The organism is Metabacillus sp. KJ11-3, from assembly GCF_055808295.1.
Genome location: NZ_CM147865.1, coordinates 848961 through 870982, shown reverse-complemented (window position 1 = coordinate 870982; position 22022 = coordinate 848961). Strand labels below are relative to the sequence as shown.

Sequence of the window (22022 nt, the reverse complement as noted above, 5' to 3'; positions counted from 1 at the left end):
AAATCAAGATGATCTTTAAGCTATATATTATGTACGATGTACTTTTCATCTCATCTATGTTTAATTATGAAAATCCTCCAACCGATGGATTGTGACTCTCTCTTCAAATATATTTAAGATTGTTTGGATCATGCCATCTAGAGAATCATTTGCATAGAGAGAAATCTTTACAGGGACCATCGACACCAGTGGGGCTAATAGCTTTGTATCTATATACATTGGATGTTTGTGTACAAAGTCCTTATCAATTAACCTCTTTAAATCCTCATCTGGTATCAAACACTTGTTTTCGTTATAAATCACATATTCTTTATCATAAACAAGGTGAACCCTCGGGATTTTGCTTTCATTTCCACATAAATATTCTCGTAAACTTTGTATAAAATTTTGATATTCCTGTTCCATCTTGTATTCCTCAATCGCAATTTCCACATAGTCTCTTAAACTACTAAGATATTTTTGCAATCTGAACTTTTGAAAGGACGAGTAGGTGAAATATAAATCCGGTCGCAAAAATTCCTCTAATGCCTCTTTTACAAAGTGTTCTCTTGGTACTAATTTTTGCACATTCGGAATTTCTTCCCTTTCTCCCTCAATTATAGATTGTGTAATATGTAAAATCTGCTGTTGTTCCTCTTCATCTGAAAAATAATAAAGTTCTTTCAGCATGTTCATAATCAAGCGCTGCTCTTTATGACAAATAATAAATTGAGTAAGACCCGGTATAACAAATTGCTCTAGTGTGATATCCCACGATTTCGGGGTGATTTTTATACACTGATTGTTTACTAATTGTAGCTCAGATAAAGCTGTTTCAGATATTGAACGAAAAATTGAATACATCGTCCTTGCCTCTTTCGGAGACCCAAATAATATCTCAAGCATGTTTGTCCCCCCTATTTGCCAGCACTTCAATCTATGTATATGGGGGGATTTCTTATTTAGAAGTAAATAAATGGGTTTACATTAGAAAAAAGACTACCTCAGTTTTGAGATAGTCGATTCATGAATCTATAAAACAACTCGCTTATTACCCTCTTCGGTTTCTACCGATCAGTTCAATTGGAATTGTCATATGTTTTATCCGTTCCATAATCCTTGCTGCTTTAACCGGCTCTTCTTCTCCACGTTGAGAAATGGAAAGATGATGTTGAAGTTGCTTCAAGTTAAAATTTGATGAAATAAAAATAGGCAGATTTTCAAGCATTCGATACTGTAGTATTGTTCCCAGAACTTCATCCCGTGCCCAGCTTGATACAGATTCTGCACCTAAATCGTCCAGCATCAATACAGGTATTTTTTTCACCGCATCCAACTTTTCATCGAGTGATGAATTTTGAAACGAGCCCTTTAATTCCCTCATAAATTCCGGTACATAAACAAGCATTGAAGGTACTTTATGTGAGGCAAGTTCATTTGCGATAGCACCTAAAATATACGTTTTGCCAACTCCGAAGGATCCGTACAAGTAGATACCTTTTGGATGACTCCCACTGTTATAGGCTTCAACAAAATCCTGAGCGATACTAATAACCTGAAGGCGGCTTGTTTCCTCGACATCAACGTCGATCTTGTCAAACTGTGCTTCAAGAATGTCCTTTGGAATGTACATACTTTTAATCAGTGCCTCATTTTTTTCCTTTCATCTTGAAGCTCTTTTGTTGGGCATTTATCATATTGAATATCAATGATTCGACCTTGTATGATTAAACGAGGATGATAGCCTTGCAATAAATTTTTGCATTCAGCCAAAGATGGACATATTTCACAGTTTTTGCTTTGATTAATAAATTCATAAAGCTTCATTAAACTCCTGTTAATCATCCCGTCTTCAATTTCTGTTGAGTGCTTAGTGATAAATGCTTGTACATCAGGATTATTTAGCACCTGTTTCTTTAAATCGTTGTATCGTTCATTAAAATCAGGTCTGCTCGTTAATTTTTTTAATGACTTGCTCATATGTTCCATATTCTACTCATTCCTCCTTTCATTCATTTCACCGCTTTTATTATCCTTATATTTTTTAATCCGATCAAATAATTTCTTCTTTTCTAGTTCGAATTGCTCCAAATTCTTATTCTTTACTCCCTCTTTGTTTTGTTGCTGTTCTTCTTTGTCTGTATTACCTTCGTCACCTTTTAACCATTCGGGAAGGATTTCCTTTCGAATGGGCGTTTTCTTACTTTGATTTTTTTCTTTGATGTTGTTTTTTCCTCTGCCCATTGTTGATATTGACGATGTTCCTGTTTCGCTAAGTCCATTGCTTCCTTCACGGTTTTAACTTGTTTTCTTGTCCAATGACTTGCAATTTTTTGTACATAAGCTCTTGTAAGCTTCATATCTGTTTTCAGCATAACGTAATAAATCAATACATTCACAACACCCGGCTCAAGCTTTTGTTGAACCATGACCTCTTCAATAATTTGCAAATCACCCACAGCCGGCGGGACTCCTCCTGCAACATCTGTTAGAAATTGTCTTGGTGAAATGGTTTCTAATTGAACCATTAGTTCTTCTTCTTTTGATAATTGTTTTTTGTTAAGCTTTGACCGTAACGTGAGTGGCTGTTTCTTATCCACAAGATTCGGTAATTCATCTCCCACTTGGAATTGATACCAATCTCTCGCTGATTTTCTGAGCAATTCTACATCAATCATATCATCCTGATCAAGACTTGACATGGCCACATTTTTCATATCAACTGCACCAATTCCATATAGATAAGACAGCTTTTTAATCACCTCTTTTATTGGAGGTGTAAAAGCTTTTGGAGAAATAAGCGCATCAGATAAACCGGAGAAAAATAAATCGAAGTCAAATGAAGCATCTGATATTTCCAATGTAGACCGGCTATCTGATTGGAGGTATTCTCTGTCATTTTCAAGTGTTAGATCATCCATTGTTTCTTTATTTACTCTACCCATCATTTCTGCAGACCGAACGGAATCAAACACATCATCAAACGATTTCGTAATCTCCTTCATTCCCTCTTCCATTTGATCATCTGAAAAAATCTTTTTAGTTGTAAAAACTTATTCCGACCAACACGATTATACAGATAAATATTTAATACACCATCTTGAAAAAACTCATTAGGTCGAATAGGTGTCTGTAATTCGTATACGTATCTTTTCACACCATCAATTTCATCTAGATATGTTTTCAGCAATCCTAGTCCTTCTAATTTTATTCGTTCATGATAAATTTCCCGCAAATTACTTTGCATTAGAGTCATTAAACTGTGATGAGTCGTTTCAACACTCCAAATGCGATTTTGCTCTAATTCTCCCCATAAAGTCATATAAAGACTAAAAGATTTTGAACCTATTAACGGCTGATAAAGTAATGTCATGATTTTTCGATCTAAGTCTTGTAGAACTGAGTTGCTTTTAACTGTATATCGATCAATAGCAAGCAGTTCTTTCCAATGCTGTTCCATACCCCTCAACCTTTCATCCCTATTGTAAAACACACCACTGAAAAAAGAGCTGAAGGATTTCTCTCCATTAGCTCTTTCATCACTTATCTTACTTTCTTTATAAGGTCTGTTAATTCCTCAATAAAGACATTTATATCTTTAAACTGTCTATAGACAGATGCAAACCGTACATATGCAACTTCATCTATTCTAGCCAGCCTATCCATTACCATTTCGCCTACTAGTTCACTGTTAACCTCAGAAACACCTTGATTTCTGAGCTCTTTTTCAATTTCATGAACAATGTCTTCAAGCTTTTGCAAAGGAACAGGTCTCTTTTCACAAGCTTTAATGAGACCTCTTAAGATTTTCTCTCGACTAAATTCTTCCCTTGTTCCTTCTTTCTTCACAACAATTAAAGGAAATTCTTCGACTTTTTCAAATGTTGTAAAACGATATTGACACTCTTCACATTCACGGCGTCTGCGTATTGATCTCCCTTCATCTACAGGTCTAGAATCCAATACCCTTGTCCCATTATGCTGACACGAAGGACATTTCATATGACCAACTCCTTCTTTACGTCATATCCAGGTTTATGACCCAGGTCTTTATCTTCCACTTTTTCCTGCACCAACGAATGTTTCTTTTTGATCAAGCTTTTTATATAAATCTAGAATGATTTTTTTACTGTAACCAAAGTCTGTTGGTAACACGGTATTTGTGGTTGCTGTCAGATCAACAGCTGTTTCAAAAGGACGCACAGAAATAACCGTTACAATTAAAAATGCCTTTCTGGGGCGGTCAATGTTCACGCTCATTTCTCCACGTTCTTCCGATACCGATGTCACTGTCATCCCCGGGTTTTGTTCAATTAACTCCTTTACTGACTGCAATGCTTTTTTATTTGTTGTTTTATAATAACGGCTTTGCAAGTCTGGATTATAATGTTTATCTCTTGTTTCTTGGTGCGTGCTAAAAAAATCTTTTATTTTATTCACAAAACTCATTTTAGAATTCCCCTTTATTATTTATTTTTCCCTATATGTATGAAAAGTTATTCTATTACTATCATACTGAAATTTTCCGATAATAAAAAGAGGTGCAGATTAAATAATCTACACCTCTGAATGTTTTGTTTCAAATTAAAGAGCTTTCGCTTCCGCTTGCTTTACTTGTACAGGTCCCATACCTCTTGGTATTTCAATATTTTCACGTGTCTGTGCACCTAAAGACTCTGCAATATGGTCTGCAGCAATATTTGGATCTAAATCACCACAAGTGTAAACATCAATACTTGCATAACCATGCTCCGGAAAACTATGAATGGTTAAATGAGACTCAGAGATAATAACAACTCCACTTACTCCTTGAGGAGCAAATTTATGAAATGCAACCTCTCTAATTTCTGCACCTGACTTTAACGCCGCATTTACAAATGTTTTTTCAATGTAATCCATGTCATTTAACTTATCAAAATCGCATCCCCATAATTCTGAGATTACGTGTCTACCCATTGTTTCCATATTCATGGATCCCCCTTTAACTAGTTTTTACATGAATTCTTCGCGTATGGTATGTGTACTACCACGGGGGAAAGTTAGTCCAGAGAGGTCCTAACCCTTTAAGTAGCCTTAACACCTTGGCTTTGATAAGAAGTTCACGAAAAATAGTATACTTTGTTTGTATATGTTTTGCAACAAACTTTTGAAAAATTATTTGTCATCTCTTAGTTAAAGGGTTTCATCCAACATGATCATGCATGTATTACTTTTTCCGTAGGAATTTTAATTATTCTTTAATTTCTCATACACCTAATAATTGTGACATACTTTTTTCTACCATTTTTGTTAAATCAACTACTCTGCATGAATATCCCCATTCATTATCATACCAGGCCAGTACTTTTACTTTATGTTGATCAATGACCATGGTTGATAAACTATCGACGATTGCCGAGAAGGGATTTGTATTATAATCAACGGATACGAGAGGCTCTGTAGAATAGTCAAGAATGCCTTTTAATGAAGTTTGCGATGCTGATAAAAAGGCATGATTGATTTCATCTGCTGTAACAGATTTATCCACATCAACAACTAAGTCAACAAGTGAAACATTTGGTGTTGGTACTCTTAATGCCATACCATGAAGTTTACCTTTCATTTGAGGCAAAACAAGTTCCAGAGCTTTTGCAGCACCAGTTGTCGTAGGAATGATGGACTGTCCGCAAGCCCTTGCTCTCCTTAGATCTTTATGCGGATTGTCAATATTTCTTTGGTCATTCGTGTACGCATGAACGGTTGTCATGAGACCATTTCTTATTGTAAACTCCTCATCAAGTATCTTTATGACAGGTGCTAAACAGTTCGTTGTACACGAAGCATTTGATATAATTATATGCTGATTGGCATCATAATTTTGTTCATTGACTCCCATAACAATCGTGATATCTTCATCCTTTCCCGGAGCTGTTAGTATCACTTTTTTAGCTCCAGCGTTCACATGCAGCATCGCCTTTTCTTTATGATTAAATTTGCCTGTTGCTTCAATAACAATATCGATATTTAACTGCTTCCAAGGAAGCTCTTCAGGATTCCGCTCATCCAACAATAACACCTTATGACCATTCACGACTAAATGATTGTCCATAGCGACCACACTTCCCTCGAAAGCTCCATGATTTGTATCATAATTAATTAAATGTGCCAACGTTTCTGCAGGATAGCTTGCATTGATCGCTTTTATGTTTAACCCTTCTGAAATAGCTCGTCGAAAAACCATTCTCCCTATTCGACCAAATCCATTTATTGCAATATTAGTCACCATAATAAACATCCTCCCTCTTCGTATATGTTATACTAATAATCGATAATTTTTAATTAGTATAACACATTATATGTGGATAGAGATCGTTTTTTTCATCCTTGTAAAGCATATTTTTAAAATAGGCATTATTAATACTTATGGGTAAAAAGTTTAAAAAGTAAAAAAAGAGACATATAATTGTCTCTTTTTCGTCTAAATCCATTTTTTTAACACAGCTTCCACCTGGGTTTGTGTATTTTCAATGGTACCGTTATTATCAATTATTTCATCAGCAAGTTTTCGTTTATCTTTTAGAGGAAGTTGTGATTGGATCCGTAGTTTTGCCTCTGCCTTAGCATATCCATTTCGTTGCATTAACCGTTCTAATTGAGTTTGTTCATCTACATATACAAGAAGAGTTTTATCCACCATATAGGTCAACTTGCTTTCAAATAATAATGGAATATCTAGAAGAACTGCACGCGATCCTTGTTTTTTTCTTTTTCCACTTGTCGAAGCATCTCTTTACGTACTTCAGGGTGAACAATCTTATTTAACTGTTCTCTCCTCTTCTGATTACTAAAAATCAAAGCACCTAACTTCTCACGATCCAGAGTATGGTCCTGCTGTAAAATGTCCGCACCAAAAACATCAACAATTTGATTATACGCAGGTTTTCCTATTTCAACGACATCCCTTGAGATTTCGTCAGCATCAACAACTGTTATGCCTAACTTTTTCACCATGTTTGAAACCGTACTTTTCCCACTTGCGATTCCACCTGTTAATCCAATGACAACTGTCACAGCATTTTGCCTCCATCATTTATAATTTCCATATACCTATCATAATGAGAATGATCCCCGGAAGGCAAGAGAATTTATCCACCCATGAAAATCTTGAAAAAATATGCCCGGATTTAATTCCTATCGAAACAAAAAGAGAGCTCATACACGCTACTAGTACACTCATAATAATTGGCGAATATCCCAATAAGGCAGCACCAATTCCAGCACCAAAGGCATCTAAAGATAATGCCAACCCAAGTAAAAGTGCTTCAATTCCTGTAATTGTTCCTGATTTATCAATATCTGCTGTCATCGGCTTTCTAAGTATATTAATGACAATACCGAGGGTTTTTATTTCAAAATTTATGATCGTTCTTTCAACTTCTTCCTCTCCGCTTTCCTTTGAGGGTCGAAAAAATTGATATAAAACCCATGCTCCAATCAGCATTAAAATAAATCCACCAAGCTTTTCGGTAATATAAATAGGGAAAATCCTTGTTAACAATTCACCAAGAAACATAGCCCCAAGCATAGTTCCTGCAGAACAACACGCTATAATTAAAATCGACTTTAAGGGGATTCTCATTTTCCTCATTCCGTAAGTAAATCCAACTGAAAAACTATCTAAACTAACTGCGAATGCTAATAACAAAAGTGAAGTATATTGAAACATACAGGTCTAGCCCCTTCCTACTGATTGCTAACATAGTGTATGATAAACGCCTAGAGAATGTTAAAGAAGAAATTGTTTTTTCGATATGGCTACCTTATGTTTTTTGATCACTAATTAGAATCACAGAAAAAAGGGTAAAGACATCTTTTGATATCTTTACCCTTTTTTATTTTTGGCATGATGAACAATAATGTGTCCCACGTCCACCAACAACAGTTTTTGTTAAAATCCGCCCACATTTTATACATGGTTCATTTGTCCGACCATATACATATAGCTGAAGCTGAAACATCCCAATCTCACCTTGTGTGTTTACATAAGATCGAATCGTGCTGCCACCTTGTGCAACAGCCTCGTTAAGAGTGTTGACAATTTCTTTGTGTAAACGTTCATATTCTTGATTGGATAATTGCCCAGCTGTTCGCTCTGGGTTTATTCCAGCTCTAAATAAAGCTTCATCTACATAAATATTGCCAAGTCCAACAACAACTGATTGATCAAGTAAAGCGGTTTTAATTTTACGAGATGTTTTCGCTAATCGTTCTTTAAGGTATTCTTTTGAGAAATCTGATGAAAAAGGTTCTGGCCCTAACTGAGAAAGAGGAGGATATTGCTCCTCTTCTCCTTTTTTAAATAAATGCATAGTACCAAATTTTCTTACGTCCCTATACCTAAGCTCTGTGTTGTCTGTAAATGTAAACAACACATGTGTATGTTTTTCTACCTCATCTTTCGCCGAGAATAACCCATACCTCCCTTCCATCCTTAAGTGAGATACAAGTACATAGTCATCCAAAATAAACTTTAAAAATTTCCCTCTCCGATTCACATCATGAATGGTTTGACCAACTAATGCATCTTTAAACTGATCGATTTCATCAGGTTTTTTGATCATTTTTGGCCAATGGATAGAAACCTTTTTTATTGTTTTACCCTTTACAAGTTCAATCAGTGTTCTTCGGACTGTTTCAACCTCTGGTAATTCAGGCATGTACTCACATCCTTTTAGAATAAAGTTTATTTCGCATCATACCATGAGTTTCCATAAGAATAATCTACTTTTAGAGGTACTTTTAATTCAACAGCATTTTCCATTACCTCCGGAACCACTTTTTCAAGTATAGCTACTTCCTCTTTTGGAGCTTCAAATATCAATTCATCATGTACCTGTAACAATAACTTCGTTTGCAGGTTTTCCTTTTTTAATCTATCAGCCATATCAATCATAGCTTTCTTAATTATATCAGCTGCACTCCCTTGTATAGGCGTGTTCATTGCGGTTCTTTCTGCAAAGCTGCGAAGATTAAAATTGCGGCTAGTGATTTCCGGTATATATCTTCTTCTTTGGAGCAGTGTTTTAACATATCCTTTTTCTCTTGCATCAGCAACAATATCTTCCATGTATTCCTGAACACCAACGAATGATTCCAGATAGCGCTTAATGAATTCCCCTGCTTCTTTACGTGTAATCCCTAAGCTTTGTGAAAGTCCAAAATCACTTATTCCATACACAATACCAAAGTTAACTGCTTTCGCTTGTCTTCTCATATTTCCAGTAACTTCATCTTCTGATACGTGGAAAACATCCATTGCAGTTTTTGTATGAATATCTAAGTCATTTTGGAATGCGTCTACTAAATTTTTGTCATTTGCAATATGCGCTAATACTCTCAGCTCAATTTGTGAGTAATCTGCTGCAAAAATGACCCAATCCTTTTCAGATGGAACAAATGCCTGCCGAATCTTTTTCCCTTCCTCTAAGCGAATTGGAATGTTTTGGAGGTTAGGATCTATTGAGCTAAGTCTGCCCGTCGTCGTTAACACTTGATTAAATCTTGTGTGAATTTTTTGCGTATCTTTGTGAACAACCTTTAGTAAGCCCTCAATATATGTAGACTGTAACTTTCCAAGTTGCCGGTAATGGAGAATATCCTTTACAATTTCATGTTTATCTTCCAGCTTTTCTAATACATCCGCAGAAGTTGAATATCCTGTCTTTGTTTTTTTCACAACAGGCAGATTTAATTTTTCGAATAAAATGACGCCAAGCTGTTTTGGCGAATTAATATTAAATGCTTCTCCTGCATGGGAATAAATACTCTCTTCTAATGTTTTTAACTGATCAGTTAGGTTTTTTCCCATCGTTTTCAATCGATCAACATCCACTTTAACACCAGTTGCTTCCATTTCAGCAAGTATTAATGATAAAGGCATCTCTAAATCATATAAAAGAGCAGATTGATCATTTTCTTCTAATTGATTTATAAGCTTTTCCTTTAAATCAGACATAGCCAGTCCTTTTCGTACAAGATGCTCTCCTAGCTGATCATCACCTGGTACAGAGCGCTTTGCTCCTTTACCGTAAACAACCTCGTCATGTTGGACAACGGATACTCCATGTGCTTTTGAGACACTCGCTACATCCTCAAAGGTAGCAGATGGATTTAATAAATACGCCGCAATTAATATATCAAAGTTAATTCCTTTTAATGAAATCCCTTTCCATCTAAGAGCTACAGTTGTTTTCTTCCCATCATAGACTGTTTTCTTCTTTGTTTCATCTTCTGCCCATTCTTTGAATTGAACAGAATTTAAAGCTAATTCCGCAGGTATGAAGTAATGTCCTTGTTGATTTATGATCGAGAAGCCTATAATGTCAGCTTGATGATAGCTATCCTCTAAAACCTCTGCATAAAGAGTAGCTTCATCTGATAAAATTTCTTTTGAGAACTCACTTACAACTTCAAAACTGATCTCTTCAATTTCTTCTTCCTCAGCGGCATCGGCTCCTATTTTTTCCAATAAAGAATTAAAACCTAATTCTTTGAACAACTCTGTAACCTTTTTAGAATCAAATCCCTCATAGTGAGCTTCATCCAGTCCAATAGCGATCGGTGCTTCACAGTCTATTGTAGCGAGTTTTTTACTCATTAATGCTTGGTCGCGATTTTCCTCAAGTTTTTCTTTAAGTTTTTTCCCACTGACCTTGTCAATCGACTCTAGAACATTTTCCAATGATGTAAACTCTGTTAATAGCTTAATTGCTGTTTTTTCTCCTACGCCAGGAACTCCCGGTATATTATCAGACGTATCACCCATTAAGCCCTTCATATCAATGATTTGCTCTGGTGTTAAGCCATACTTTTCTTGTACGAACTTCGGCGTATATGAATCAACATCTGTAATACCCTTTTTCGTAATATCCACAGTGATTTTGTCAGTTACTAATTGTGTTAAATCTTTATCACCTGAAATAACCTTAACTTCATATCCATCCTTCTCAGCTTGTCTTGATAATGTCCCGATAATATCATCTGCCTCATAATTTTCCAATTCATATCTTGATACTTGGTAAGCATCCAACAGCTCCCGGATAAACGGAAATTGCTCAGATAATTCAGGCGGAGTTTTTTGTCTTCCTCCCTTATATTCTTGGAAGGTCTGGTGTCTAAATGTTGTTTTTCCTGCATCAAATGCAACAAGCATATGTGATGGCTTTTCATCCTCAAGTATCTTCATTAATATCATCGTAAACCCGTAAATCGCATTCGTATGTACACCTTTATCATTGTTTAGTAAAGGTAATGCAAAAAAGGCACGATAAGCAATACTATTCCCATCAATTAATACAAGCTTTTTTGTCAATCCTTTTCCTCCTCTATTCAAGCGAAAAATAATGATTCGCAAGTTTTCATTTTTAAGTATGTAAAAACCCTGATTCTCCACTTCTATTTTATCATGACTACAAATAGAAAGGAAAACCAGGGCTCTATTCACATGTTTATTGCATTCTTAACGGGTAGTAAGTCTCCCTTTATTGTACTCCCTTTAGCAAACTTGCATAAGGTGAATCGAATGGAATGATGATGACGGTTTCTTCATCGATGGTTTGTTTATACGATTGTAACGTCCTGTACATTTCATAGAATGCAGGATCCTTTGAATAAGCAGTATTATAAATTTTTGCTGCTTCTTTTTCTCCTTCACTTCGAATAACCTCAGCATCAGCCTCTGCCTTAGCAAGCATTTCTTTTACTTCTCGATCCGTTTCAGCTATGATACTATTTTTTTCAGCATCCCCTTTAGATAAATAACCCTGTGCAGTTGATTCACGTTCTGAGATCATTCTTGTAAATACAGATTCTTCATTTTCTGAAGGCAAGTCAGTTCTCTTCATTCGCACATCTGTAACAACAATTCCATAGTTACCATTTTCAAGCAGATTATTGACGATATCAGTTACTTTGTCATTTAAGCTGCCTCTTGAAGACTTTTCATCATTAATAATTTCATCGTAATCTAATTGTCCTAATTCAGAACGAACAGTAGAGAATACATATTCCGCCATTTTTGTTTCAGCATTAACAATTGACCTTGCATTTGAAATCATTTTCTTAGGATCCTCTATTCTCCAAACAGTGTAATTATCTATAATAAGTCGCTTTTTGTCCTTTGTATTAATTTCTGCCTCTTCCACATCATAGGTCATTTGATACTTCGGTAGAGTAGTAACTGATTGAATAAAAGGAATTTTAAAATTCAAGCCCGGTTCCTCAATAATACGGACAACTTCACCAAATTGGCGCACAACTTTATATTCATTTTCTTTCACAATAAATAAGTTTGTTAGAAGAATGACAAGAAGTGCAATGAAGATTAGAAAAATCACTCCTGCCCGAAGATACCCCTTAAATGTGAAGGAAGTTTTTTTCTCTTCCATATTTACAACATTATCATTGGCCATTCGTTTCACTTCCTTCCTGCTCAGTTGGTGCTACAGGTTTTGTTGCTGCTCCATCTTTAATCGGTAAATACTTCATTGTATTTCCGTCGTCCTCCATAATGTAGATTTCTGCATTAGGAAGCACTTGATCGATTGTTTCTAATACTAAACGTTTTTTTGTAATATCCTTTGCATTCACATATTCATTATAAATAGCATTAAATTGAGCTACATCACCGCGGGCTTCTTCCATACGGGCAGCTTTATCACCTTCAGCTGAAGACATGATGGCAGCCTTTTCCCCCTGTGCCTCTTCTGTTCGTTTGTTGCGGTATTTATTTGCTTCATTCTTCCTAGTATTCATTGTTTCACGTGCGTCAGTAACATTTGTAAATGCTTTTCTAACCTCTTCATTAGGTAAATCAACATCTTGTAATTTAACTGCCAAAATAGTAATCCCAATATCATATTCTTCGACTAAAGTAGTTAATAATTCTTGAACTTGCTTTTCAATTTCTACTTTTCCCGATGTTAAAGCATCATCTATTGTTGAGCTGCCAATTATACTCCTCAAACTTGCAGAAGTAGCATCCTCAAGCATTTCCGTTGGATTTTCAGCATTAAATAAGTATTTGCCCGGTTCAGTAATTTTCCATTGAACAACCATGTCCGCTAAAACGATATTTTCGTCACCTGTAATCATTTTAGTTTCTTTTGGAAAGTCCTCAACCACTCCGTCTTCTGTTTCCTTATAGCCAAACTGAAGACTAAATGTTTCTTTTGAAAGAACTTCTACTGACTGAATCGGCCAAGGATATTTAAAATGCAAGCCCGGCTCGCTTACACCTTCTTCAACTTCACCAAGTGTTATCATAACTGCTTGTTCTGATTCATCAACGGTATACCATGAAGTAAATGCAACAATTGCTAATACAATAATTAATAAGGCAAATCCGATGATGGAAAAAATTCTTTTCAAACTTAACATGTCTCCCCCTACCTTTCTCACGTACTTCTATTCTATTGCGATACTATACATACGATTACATTTCAAAAAGGTTTCAAATATTTCATCCTAATGGATCATCTGTCATAATCAAAGAATTAACTCATTAGGAAAGTCTACTACTATATGAGTGGGGGGAAATTCATAAGACATTGCCATAAAACTGATAATGAAATTAAGCGTTTAAACAAAATAAAAACCACCCGTGATAATGAACTGCACCCCAAAAGTTAGCCTTTGTTACTGACCAAGCCCTAAAGGGCTACTGAAAGGTTCCCCATATGTACTACTTCTACTGGCCAGACCTGAAAGGCCTCCTTCTTACTTTCGTTTCTTTTTCTTTACCTCTTCACCGTGAAAGGATCAATGTATTCCATCATACTTAATTGTTCTGCGACTATATCATCTTGTATCTGGTTTCTTATATATTCTTCTATTACCTTTTTGTTTCTTCCAACTGTATCAACATAATAACCCGTACACCAAAATTTACGGTTTCCATATCTATATTTCAAGTTTGCGTGATGATCAAATATCATTAAACTACTTTTCCCCTTTAAATATCCTACAAATGAAGATACACTTATTTTAGGTGGGATGCTAACTAGCATATGCCCATGATCTTTACACGCAGTTGCTTCAATAATCTCCACACCTTTTCTTTCACATAAGGTACGTAGTATTTCTCCAATATCCTTTTTAATTTTCCCATAAATTACTTGTCTTCTTTATTTCGGGGCAAATACTATGTGATACTTACAATTCCAAGTTGTGTGTGCTAAACTGCTATTGTCTTTGGACATTAAAAACTCCTCCGTATGCTCATATTTTTGGTTGGGGAACCAAAAATATTTTAGCACCACGGAAGAGTTTTTTTAATACAATGCTGAAAGCTTTTTAGAACCCTTGGCCTAGCCTAGGGTTTTCGTTTTCATAAAAAAGGGACGTAAGTACAAGACTTACGTCCAAAAGATTGGCTCCTTGGATGAAGGGGTTTTCACTTAGTATAATACCAACCTTTTATTAAGCAATCTTAAATTTGATGTAAATTAATTGTAAAGTATGTCGAAAATATAAATTATTTAGTTGAATTAAGGTAGCAGGTCTATTTTTTTATTTAATTTCACCGTGAAGGTTGTTCCTTTCCCAACCTCACTGTGAACACTAATCTGCCCCTTGTGTGCTTCAACTAAATGTTTAACAATCGCAAGTCCTAAACCGGTCCCCCCTGAATTTCTGCTTCTTGCGCGGTCAACACGGTAGAACCGCTCAAAAATTCTTGGTATTTCTTCACTCTTAATCCCAATACCTGTATCAGACACGGTTACAAGTGCATACTTATCATGTTTTTCAACTCTTACACGAACAGATCCACCCTGTGGTGTATAGGTTAGAGCATTGTTAATTAAATTTATGAAAATTTGTTTTAAACGATAGATATCCCCTTCAATATAAGTTAAATTATCGGGAAGGATCATGTTTAATTCAACATATTTTTCTTTCGCTTTACTATCAAGTATGACCGAAATGTCCTCCAATATTTCTCTTAGATCACACGGTTGGATAGAGAGTAAAAAGCCTTGCTGCTCAATTTTCGAAAGATCTAATAAATCTTGAATTAACGTTTGAAGGCGATCACTTTCTTTCAATATAATTGAAAGAAAGTATTCAGCTGTTTGTTTGTCACTAAGCGCCCCGTCTAATAATGTTTCACTAAACCCTTTTATAGAAGTAATAGGAGTTTTTAATTCGTGTGAGACATTTGCAACAAAGTCTTTTCTCATTTGCTCTAATTTTTTCAATTCAGTAATATCATGGAAAACAAGAACAATTCCTTTCCACTCATCATTTGTACCGATGATTGGTGCACCATACACTTCAAAATGTCTTCGCTCTATCTTAATTGGAAGGTGTAATTGTTTTCGGACTTTTACTTCTGTCATAAATATTTCTTCCACAGTTTCAATGATTTCCTGATGCTCAAATGCGTCATGATACAATTGATAAAGAAAACCAGCTGAATCAACCTCAAAAAGTTCCTTATATGCTCTATTAACTAAATTTATGTACCCTCTTCCATCAATTAAAATAAGGCCGCTCCCCATATTTTCTATGAGTGTTTGTAGTCGATCCTGTTGCATTTCTTGTGCCCTTGTCATGTCTTGAAGATTTCTGGCAAGTATATTAATTGACTGGCTTAACATACCTGTTTCATCAAGATGGTCTTCGTATGTACGCGCCTTATAATTTCCTTTTGCCAGCTCCATTGCCACCTTTGTTGCTGATTCAATTGGGCGTGTAAATTGCGCAGTAATACGTACACCTATTAAAAGGATAATAATAAACGCAATACCTAAGCAGCCTACAAGTATCATCCATAACTGGTTATTCACTTTTGTTAATGAATCCACAGATGAACTAACGATGACGACTCCTTCACTATTCGATCCTTCTTCTATTGGAAAACCATAATACGCAACATCTTCTACCTGGTCTGTATAGTAATATCCTTTTGTTCGTTCTTTCATGAGCGGATATATATTCTCCATTAAACGTTTGTGATCATGACCTTCTTTTAATATTCCTGCTTCAAAAATGATTTGGTGTTGATTTGATATAACCGTTATATGTGATGTATATTTTTCTCCCAACTCATCCAGAAGTCCTTCTATCTCTTGATTTGTTAAATCCTCATTTGTCACAATTGATCGTGTAAGCTCCGCTTCTTTCATCATCTCCTCTTTAAATGAATTAAGATAATAGCTATTAAAGATTTGGCCTAATAATAGTCCTAAACCTACTAACACTGAAACAATTAATGTGATAAGTGCAAATAAGAAACGAGAACGGAACCTATTCATTCACCCTTAGGCTCCTCAAGCTTATACCCCAATCCTCTTATTGTTTTTATATATAATGGTTTCTTTGTATTCCTTTCAATTTTTTCTCGCAAATGACTAATGTGTACATCAACAATTCTTGTGTCTCCTGCAAAATCGTAATTCCAAACAGCACTAAGCAGTTGATCCCTTGTCAGAACACGACCTTTATGCTTTGCCAGGTAAACAAGCAACTCAAATTCTTTTGGAGTTAAATCCAAGCGTTCCTTTCCATAATACGCTTCATAATGATCCGGCAAAACACGTAAATCACCAATTATTATTTGATTTGCGTCCTCTATTTCTATCGTTTCCGTATCAGCATGTGATTGACTTCTTCTTAATATAGCTTTTATCCTTGCAACAACCTCTCTTGGACTGAAAGGCTTTGTCATATAATCATCTGCACCTAATTCTAAACCTAGTACTTTGTCAAATTCATCATCTTTCGCAGTAAGCATAAGAATAGGAACCATAAGTTTCCGCTGACGAAGCTGTTTACAAACCTCAATTCCATCCATTTTCGGCAACATTAAATCTAGTACCACTAAATCAGGTTGTTCATTTATACAAATGTGTAACCCTTCTTCACCATCCATAGCTGTTAACACATGATAACCTGCTTGTTCTAGGTTATATTTTAATAGGGTTGAAATTGATTGCTCATCATCTACTACTAATATTCTCTTACTCATTTATAGGGCCTCCAAGGATTTAATTTCCCTTCACCTGAACCAAATATTCTTTTTATTATTCTATTTGTGTATTTCTATTCTAGCGAATAGTGTGGAAGAAGAGCAACCATTCGTTTCAATATTAGTAAAAATAACTAAAGAATAAATTAATTTAGCAATATGACTTTGAAAAAGCTGACCCATTATGAGTCAGCCCTCATTAATTACCATATGCTAAAAATTCTCTAATGCTTTCCCCTCAATTGGAGTTATTCTATACGGAGGACAAACTGTTACTTTTCCTTCCAAGACGATTTCATTTTCCTTATTTTCTGCATGTACACGAATAATGATCTTGTTTTCAGAGACAAACACTTCACTCACTTCGAACAAAAATTGAATAACACTATAATGATGAAGTGGCTGAAGAAATGAAATTTCTTGTTTGATGATATGACTTCCTGGTCCCGGTAGATACTTAGATATTGCCGAGGTAATAATCCCCGTAAGCATGATACTAGGCACAACAGGCTTTTCGTATGGTGTTTGGGAAGCATAATCATGTTGAATATACAGAGGATTTGCATCATTTGTTAATCCTAAATAAAGAAGAAGATCTTTGTCTTCAATCTTCTCGGTTAATGTTAGTTTTTCACCAATCGTAATTTCTTCAATATGCCTGCCAAGTTTCTGTTTCTTCCCCAGAAGCATATTTGCACCACCTTCATCATTTTTTAGTAGAAAAACTTGGCTTGTCACCAAGTCCTCATGGTGAAAGCATTCGTTTTTCTTATACTATCACCCAAATTATTTATATACTTTCTGTATAGTATAAAAAAGCTAAGAAATAGTATGTTTCTTTTTTGGGCTAACATGTATAAAAAAGAAAATTGAGGCTAATTCCTCAACTTTCTCCATTAGACTGCCTATTAAAGGATCTTCATCACATTTTGTACTGAATCAGCAGATTTCTTAAGTGCAGCTTTCTCCTCGTCTGTTAATTCAAGCTCAATAATTTGTTCCAGTCCATTTCCGCCTAAGACGGTTGGAACACCTAGATAAATTCCATTAAACCCATACTCACCTTCAAGATAAACAATGGAAGGAAGAACACGACGTTGATCTTTTAAAATAGCTTCTACCATTTCTACTAAAGAAGCAGCCGGAGCATAGTAAGCACTGCCATTTCCTAATAGATTAACAATTTCTCCGCCACCTTTTCGAGTTCTCTCCACGATTGCGTCTAAACGATCTTTAGGTATTAGTGTTTCCAAAGGAATTCCACCCGCATATGAGTAACGTACTAATGGAACCATATCATCACCATGGCCGCCTAAAACGAATCCAGTTATATCTTTCACAGAAAGGTTCAGCTCTTGGGCAACAAACGTACGAAAACGAGCAGTATCAAGAACTCCGGATTGTCCAATTACTCGATGCTTTGGGAATCCAGATTCTTTATACACTGCATATGTCATAGCATCAACCGGGTTTGTTAATACAATGATCGTACAGTCTGGAGAATACTTTACAACTTCCTTTGTCACCGATTTCATAATATTAGCATTTGTTGAGACCAGATCATCACGACTCATTCCAGGTTTCCTGGCAATACCTGCAGTGATCACAACAATGTCTGAATTAGCGGTATCTTCGTAGTTTGATGTACCGGTAATATTTGCATCAAAGCCTTGGACAGGACTAGCCTCAAGCATATCTAGAGCTTTCCCTTTTGTCGGGTTTTCCATCTGAGGAATATCAACTAACACTACGTCTGAAAGTTCTTTTTGACCTAGTAAAAATGCAGTTGTAGCACCAGTAAAGCCACCGCCGATCACAGATACTTTTTTACGTTTAATGGCCATATCTAACATCCCCTTATATGTATAGGTTTTGAAAAAGGGCTGCTTATGTGATCGATATATTGAATGTACACATTCTCATCTTTTTCACATAAGCAAACCCCGTCATTTTAGATAAGCATCAACAGTTAAGCATTAGCCCATATTCTTAATTAATTCATCACCAAATTCAGAACATTTCACTTCAGTAGCACCTTCCATTAATCGTGCAAAGTCATAAGTTACAACTTTTGAAGCAATTGTCTTCTCAACAGAATTAATAACTAATTCAGCTGCTTCAGTCCAACCTAAATGCTCAAGCATAAGTACCCCGGAAAGAAGAACAGAAGATGGGTTAACTTTATCAAGACCAGCATATTTTGGTGCAGTACCATGAGTCGCTTCAAAGATCGCGTGACCTGTTTCATAGTTAATATTTGCACCTGGAGCAATTCCGATACCACCTACTTGTGCAGCAAGGGCATCAGAAATGTAGTCACCATTTAGATTCATTGTTGCAACAACATCGAATTCACGAGGACGAGTTAAGATTTGTTGTAAGAAGATATCTGCAATTGAATCTTTAATAATGATTTTTCCAGCAGACTCGGCATCAGCTTGTGCTTTATTTGCAGCATCTTTTCCTTCGCTTTCCACAATGCGGTCATATTCTGCCCAAGTGAATACTTTATCACCGAATTCTTTTTCAGCAAGCTCATAACCCCAGTTTTTGAACGCACCTTCTGTAAACTTCATGATGTTTCCTTTGTGAACAAGTGTTACAGATTTGCGGCCGTGCTCGATTGCATAGTTAATTGCAGCTCTTACTAAACGGCTAGTACCTTCTTGTGATACAGGCTTGATACCGATTCCAGAAGTTTCAGGGAAGCGAATTTTGTTAACTCCCATTTCATTTTTCAGGAAAGTAATCAATTTTTCTACTTCTTCAGAGCCTTTTGCATATTCAATACCAGCATAGATATCTTCAGTGTTTTCACGGAAGATGACCATATCTGTATCTTCAGGACGTTTAACAGGTGAAGGTACACCTTGGAAATAACGCACTGGACGTAAGCATGTGAATAGATCCAGTTCTTGACGGAGAGCAACGTTTAATGAACGAATTCCTCCACCAATTGGAGTTGTTAGTGGTCCTTTAATAGCAATTAAATATTCGCGAATAACATCTAATGTTTCAGTTGGTAACCATTCACCCGTTTGATTAAATGCCTTTTCTCCAGCTAATACCTCTTTCCATACAATTCCTTTTTCCCCATTGTATGCTTTCTCAACAGCTGCTTCTATTACACGTGATGCAGCAGCCCAGATATCAGGTCCAATTCCATCACCTTCAATATACGGAATTACCGGATTGTTTGGTACGTTTAATACTCCATTTGTTACTGAAATTTTTTCACCTTGTGTCAAGACAATTACCTCCCGAATTATGTAGTTGCTTCATATCTATTCTACCAATAGATATGAACATCTTAAAGTATAGTACTCTCATTTTTGGAATTAAAAGATTCCATATATTTATATGATTAAGTAGTATTGATTCCTTTATTTGCATCCCCCTTATTTGAGGAAATGCATTCGGAACCAACTACTACTAACATCCAATTAAGGCTTAACGTTGTTCCACTGGAACATAATCTTGCTTATCAGGACCAACATATTCTGCTCTTGGTCTGATCAGACGGTTATTTTCATATTGTTCTAAAATATGAGCTAACCAACCTGATACACGGCTTACTGCAAAAATAGGTGTAAATAAATCATGGTCAATACCTAAACTATGATAAACAGAAGCTGAGTAAAAATCTACATTAGGTGGCAATGGCTTTTTAGAAGTAACCATTTCCTCAACTTTAGTTGACATCTCATACCATTTCGGTTCACCTGTTAGATTAGTTAACTTCTCTGACATTTTCTTCAGGTGCTTAGCTCTAGGATCTCCTTTTCGATAAACACGGTGACCAAAGCCCATAATTTTTTCTTTATTTGCAAATTTCTCATTGATATAGCTCTCAACATTTTCAACTTCTCCTATCTCAGAGAGCATTTTCATTACAGCTTCATTTGCACCACCATGAAGAGGGCCTTTTAAAGCTCCTATTGCTGCTGTTACACCGGAGTATACATCTGATAATGTCGCAACACAAACACGTGCTGTAAATGTAGATGCATTTAGCTCATGATCTGCGTGTAATACAAGAGCCTTGTTAAATGCTTCAATTCCAATTTGATCTGGCTCTTTTCCTGAAAGTGTATATAAAAAGTTTGCAGCCATTGACAAGTCTGTTCTAGGTTCGATTGGCTCTAATCCTTTGCGGATTCGTGCAAAAGTTGTGACAACTATAGGCAGTTGTGCCTGCAGACGAATAGCTTTTCTGTAGTTTGCACTAGGTTCCATCACATCTGCTTCATCATCAAATAAACCAAGTAATGATACAGCAGTACGAAGTGCAGCCATTGGGTGGACTTTATCGATAGGATATGATTTGAAGTGTTCAATAACCTGCTGTGGAATTTTTGCATTTTCCGCAAGTTGTTTTTTAATTTCTGCAAGTTGTTCTGAATTTGGAAGTTTTCTGTGCCATAATAAATAAACCACTTCTTCAAAGCTAGCATGTTCAGCTAAATCATCAATATTGTAGCCCACATATGTTAGAGTATCATCAATGATTGAGCTAACAGATGAAGTAGTTGCAACGATTCCTTCAAGACCTTTTGTTGCTGTCATATAAAACCTCTCCTTTGCCTTTTATTCCCCATTTGAGTCATCTTAAAGTTTAAAAGATTTAAGTACAAGAAATATTGACTTCACTATTAAATGGTGTTCCTTTATGTAAGGAAGCTTTGTCAAATATTTTTCTAATCATATATGAAAAATCATTATGATGGCTCTTTAGATCAAGAATGCTAGTACTTAAATGATTACTTTTAAACTTTTAGACGATCGAGCGCTTGCTCACATGCAAGCAGCAGAAAGAAAATGCTTACATTTTTTATTATTTTGAAAAAATATCACATATTAGTTACATGTGACTTATTTTATACTATCTGGTAAGCAAGAGTAGAATTGATAGTATAACCAGTTTGCTACAGGCAAACTACCTCTTAGCATGTAGGCATTTTTTTTGAAGCTAATCCTATTATAAACAATTATCTGATTTTTGTGAATGAAAACCACTTTAATAGTTAAAAATTTG

The 22022-nt window shown here is 35.7% G+C and carries 18 protein-coding genes and 3 pseudogenes; all 21 read right to left on the bottom strand.

Annotated elements, in window-relative coordinates; genetic code table 11:
- Window positions 1–60: 60 nt before the first annotated feature.
- Complete coding sequence (gene ytxC / locus AC0L8O_RS04480; RefSeq protein WP_473446766.1) at window positions 61–885, bottom strand: putative sporulation protein YtxC; 825 nt, start codon at window positions 883–885, stop codon at window positions 61–63.
- Between the two features lie 145 nt (window positions 886–1030).
- Window positions 1031–1968, bottom strand: a pseudogene (dnaI, locus tag AC0L8O_RS04475) (primosomal protein DnaI).
- A 170-nt stretch (window positions 1969–2138) separates the two neighbouring features.
- Complete coding sequence (locus AC0L8O_RS04470; protein WP_473446765.1) at window positions 2139–2984, bottom strand: DnaD domain protein; 846 nt, start codon at window positions 2982–2984, stop codon at window positions 2139–2141.
- A complete protein-coding gene (locus AC0L8O_RS04465) occupies window positions 2981–3439 on the bottom strand; it encodes a hypothetical protein (RefSeq protein WP_473446764.1) in 459 nt (152 codons plus the stop codon). The genes AC0L8O_RS04470 and AC0L8O_RS04465 overlap by 4 nt, the downstream gene beginning before the upstream one ends.
- Before the next feature lie 83 nt (window positions 3440–3522).
- Entirely contained in the window at window positions 3523–3981 is a 459-nt protein-coding gene (gene nrdR, locus AC0L8O_RS04460; protein ID WP_026560848.1) for a transcriptional regulator NrdR, read from the bottom strand.
- 48 nt (window positions 3982–4029) lie between these two features.
- Complete coding sequence (locus AC0L8O_RS04455) at window positions 4030–4428, bottom strand: cytosolic protein (RefSeq protein ID WP_078432521.1); 399 nt, start codon at window positions 4426–4428, stop codon at window positions 4030–4032.
- Window positions 4429–4563: 135 nt separating this feature from the next.
- Complete coding sequence (gene speD, locus AC0L8O_RS04450) at window positions 4564–4944, bottom strand: adenosylmethionine decarboxylase (RefSeq protein ID WP_026560846.1); 381 nt, start codon at window positions 4942–4944, stop codon at window positions 4564–4566.
- 280 nt (window positions 4945–5224) lie between these two features.
- Window positions 5225–6244 carry a glyceraldehyde-3-phosphate dehydrogenase gene (locus AC0L8O_RS04445; RefSeq protein WP_473446763.1) on the bottom strand — a complete coding sequence of 340 codons (1020 nt, stop codon included), beginning with the start codon at window positions 6242–6244 and terminating at the stop codon, window positions 5225–5227.
- A gap of 192 nt (window positions 6245–6436) precedes the next feature.
- Window positions 6437–7029, bottom strand: a pseudogene (gene coaE / locus AC0L8O_RS04440) (dephospho-CoA kinase).
- Between the two features lie 19 nt (window positions 7030–7048).
- Complete coding sequence (ytaF, locus tag AC0L8O_RS04435) at window positions 7049–7684, bottom strand: sporulation membrane protein YtaF (protein WP_473446762.1); 636 nt, start codon at window positions 7682–7684, stop codon at window positions 7049–7051.
- A gap of 166 nt (window positions 7685–7850) precedes the next feature.
- Window positions 7851–8675, bottom strand: a complete 825-nt coding sequence (gene mutM, locus AC0L8O_RS04430; RefSeq protein WP_473446761.1) for a DNA-formamidopyrimidine glycosylase — start codon at window positions 8673–8675, stop codon at window positions 7851–7853.
- A 26-nt stretch (window positions 8676–8701) separates the two neighbouring features.
- Entirely contained in the window at window positions 8702–11329 is a 2628-nt protein-coding gene (polA, locus tag AC0L8O_RS04425) for a DNA polymerase I (protein WP_473446760.1), read from the bottom strand.
- Between the two features lie 169 nt (window positions 11330–11498).
- The gene (gene hflC / locus AC0L8O_RS04420; protein WP_026560840.1) at window positions 11499–12428 is read right to left on the bottom strand and encodes a protease modulator HflC; all 930 of its coding nucleotides are present in this window, start codon (window positions 12426–12428) and stop codon (window positions 11499–11501) included.
- Window positions 12418–13395, bottom strand: coding sequence for an FtsH protease activity modulator HflK (hflK, locus tag AC0L8O_RS04415; protein WP_473446759.1), 978 nt, complete (start codon window positions 13393–13395; stop codon window positions 12418–12420). The genes hflC and hflK overlap by 11 nt, the downstream gene beginning before the upstream one ends.
- Before the next feature lie 339 nt (window positions 13396–13734).
- Window positions 13735–14216: pseudogene (gene tnpA / locus AC0L8O_RS04410) on the bottom strand (IS200/IS605 family transposase).
- 288 nt (window positions 14217–14504) lie between these two features.
- On the bottom strand, window positions 14505–16274 hold the full coding sequence (gene pnpS, locus AC0L8O_RS04405; protein ID WP_473446758.1) for a two-component system histidine kinase PnpS: 1770 nt from the start codon (window positions 16272–16274) through the stop codon (window positions 14505–14507).
- On the bottom strand, window positions 16271–16987 hold the full coding sequence (locus AC0L8O_RS04400; RefSeq protein ID WP_473446757.1) for a response regulator: 717 nt from the start codon (window positions 16985–16987) through the stop codon (window positions 16271–16273). Before AC0L8O_RS04400 ends, pnpS begins: the two co-directional genes overlap by 4 nt.
- Window positions 16988–17200: 213 nt before the next feature.
- The gene (locus AC0L8O_RS04395) at window positions 17201–17677 is read right to left on the bottom strand and encodes a hotdog family protein (protein ID WP_473448650.1); all 477 of its coding nucleotides are present in this window, start codon (window positions 17675–17677) and stop codon (window positions 17201–17203) included.
- 218 nt (window positions 17678–17895) lie between these two features.
- Window positions 17896–18831 (bottom strand): malate dehydrogenase, encoded by a 936-nt coding sequence (gene mdh, locus AC0L8O_RS04390; RefSeq protein ID WP_473446756.1) that lies wholly within the window; start codon window positions 18829–18831, stop codon window positions 17896–17898.
- A gap of 132 nt (window positions 18832–18963) precedes the next feature.
- Entirely contained in the window at window positions 18964–20235 is a 1272-nt protein-coding gene (gene icd / locus AC0L8O_RS04385) for an NADP-dependent isocitrate dehydrogenase (protein WP_473446755.1), read from the bottom strand.
- Between the two features lie 202 nt (window positions 20236–20437).
- Entirely contained in the window at window positions 20438–21553 is a 1116-nt protein-coding gene (gene citZ / locus AC0L8O_RS04380; protein ID WP_473446754.1) for a citrate synthase, read from the bottom strand.
- Window positions 21554–22022 lie beyond the last annotated feature (469 nt).

Excerpts from the sequence above, each read along its gene's own strand:
- ytxC (WP_473446766.1), bottom strand. The coding sequence starts at position 885 with ATGCTTGAGATATTATTTGGGTCTCCGAAAGAGGCAAGGACGATGTAT.
- AC0L8O_RS04470 (WP_473446765.1), bottom strand. The coding sequence starts at position 2,984 with ATGAAGGAGATTACGAAATCGTTTGATGATGTGTTTGATTCCGTTCGG.
- AC0L8O_RS04465 (WP_473446764.1), bottom strand. The coding sequence starts at position 3,439 with ATGGAACAGCATTGGAAAGAACTGCTTGCTATTGATCGATATACAGTT.
- nrdR (WP_026560848.1), bottom strand. The coding sequence starts at position 3,981 with ATGAAATGTCCTTCGTGTCAGCATAATGGGACAAGGGTATTGGATTCT.
- AC0L8O_RS04455 (WP_078432521.1), bottom strand. The coding sequence starts at position 4,428 with ATGAGTTTTGTGAATAAAATAAAAGATTTTTTTAGCACGCACCAAGAA.
- speD (WP_026560846.1), bottom strand. The coding sequence starts at position 4,944 with ATGGAAACAATGGGTAGACACGTAATCTCAGAATTATGGGGATGCGAT.
- AC0L8O_RS04445 (WP_473446763.1), bottom strand. The coding sequence starts at position 6,244 with ATGGTGACTAATATTGCAATAAATGGATTTGGTCGAATAGGGAGAATG.
- ytaF (WP_473446762.1), bottom strand. The coding sequence starts at position 7,684 with ATGTTTCAATATACTTCACTTTTGTTATTAGCATTCGCAGTTAGTTTA.
- mutM (WP_473446761.1), bottom strand. The coding sequence starts at position 8,675 with ATGCCTGAATTACCAGAGGTTGAAACAGTCCGAAGAACACTGATTGAA.
- hflC (WP_026560840.1), bottom strand. The coding sequence starts at position 12,428 with ATGGCCAATGATAATGTTGTAAATATGGAAGAGAAAAAAACTTCCTTC.
- hflK (WP_473446759.1), bottom strand. The coding sequence starts at position 13,395 with ATGTTAAGTTTGAAAAGAATTTTTTCCATCATCGGATTTGCCTTATTA.
- pnpS (WP_473446758.1), bottom strand. The coding sequence starts at position 16,274 with ATGAATAGGTTCCGTTCTCGTTTCTTATTTGCACTTATCACATTAATT.
- AC0L8O_RS04400 (WP_473446757.1), bottom strand. The coding sequence starts at position 16,987 with ATGAGTAAGAGAATATTAGTAGTAGATGATGAGCAATCAATTTCAACC.
- AC0L8O_RS04395 (WP_473448650.1), bottom strand. The coding sequence starts at position 17,677 with ATGCTTCTGGGGAAGAAACAGAAACTTGGCAGGCATATTGAAGAAATT.
- mdh (WP_473446756.1), bottom strand. The coding sequence starts at position 18,831 with ATGGCCATTAAACGTAAAAAAGTATCTGTGATCGGCGGTGGCTTTACT.
- citZ (WP_473446754.1), bottom strand. The coding sequence starts at position 21,553 with ATGACAGCAACAAAAGGTCTTGAAGGAATCGTTGCAACTACTTCATCT.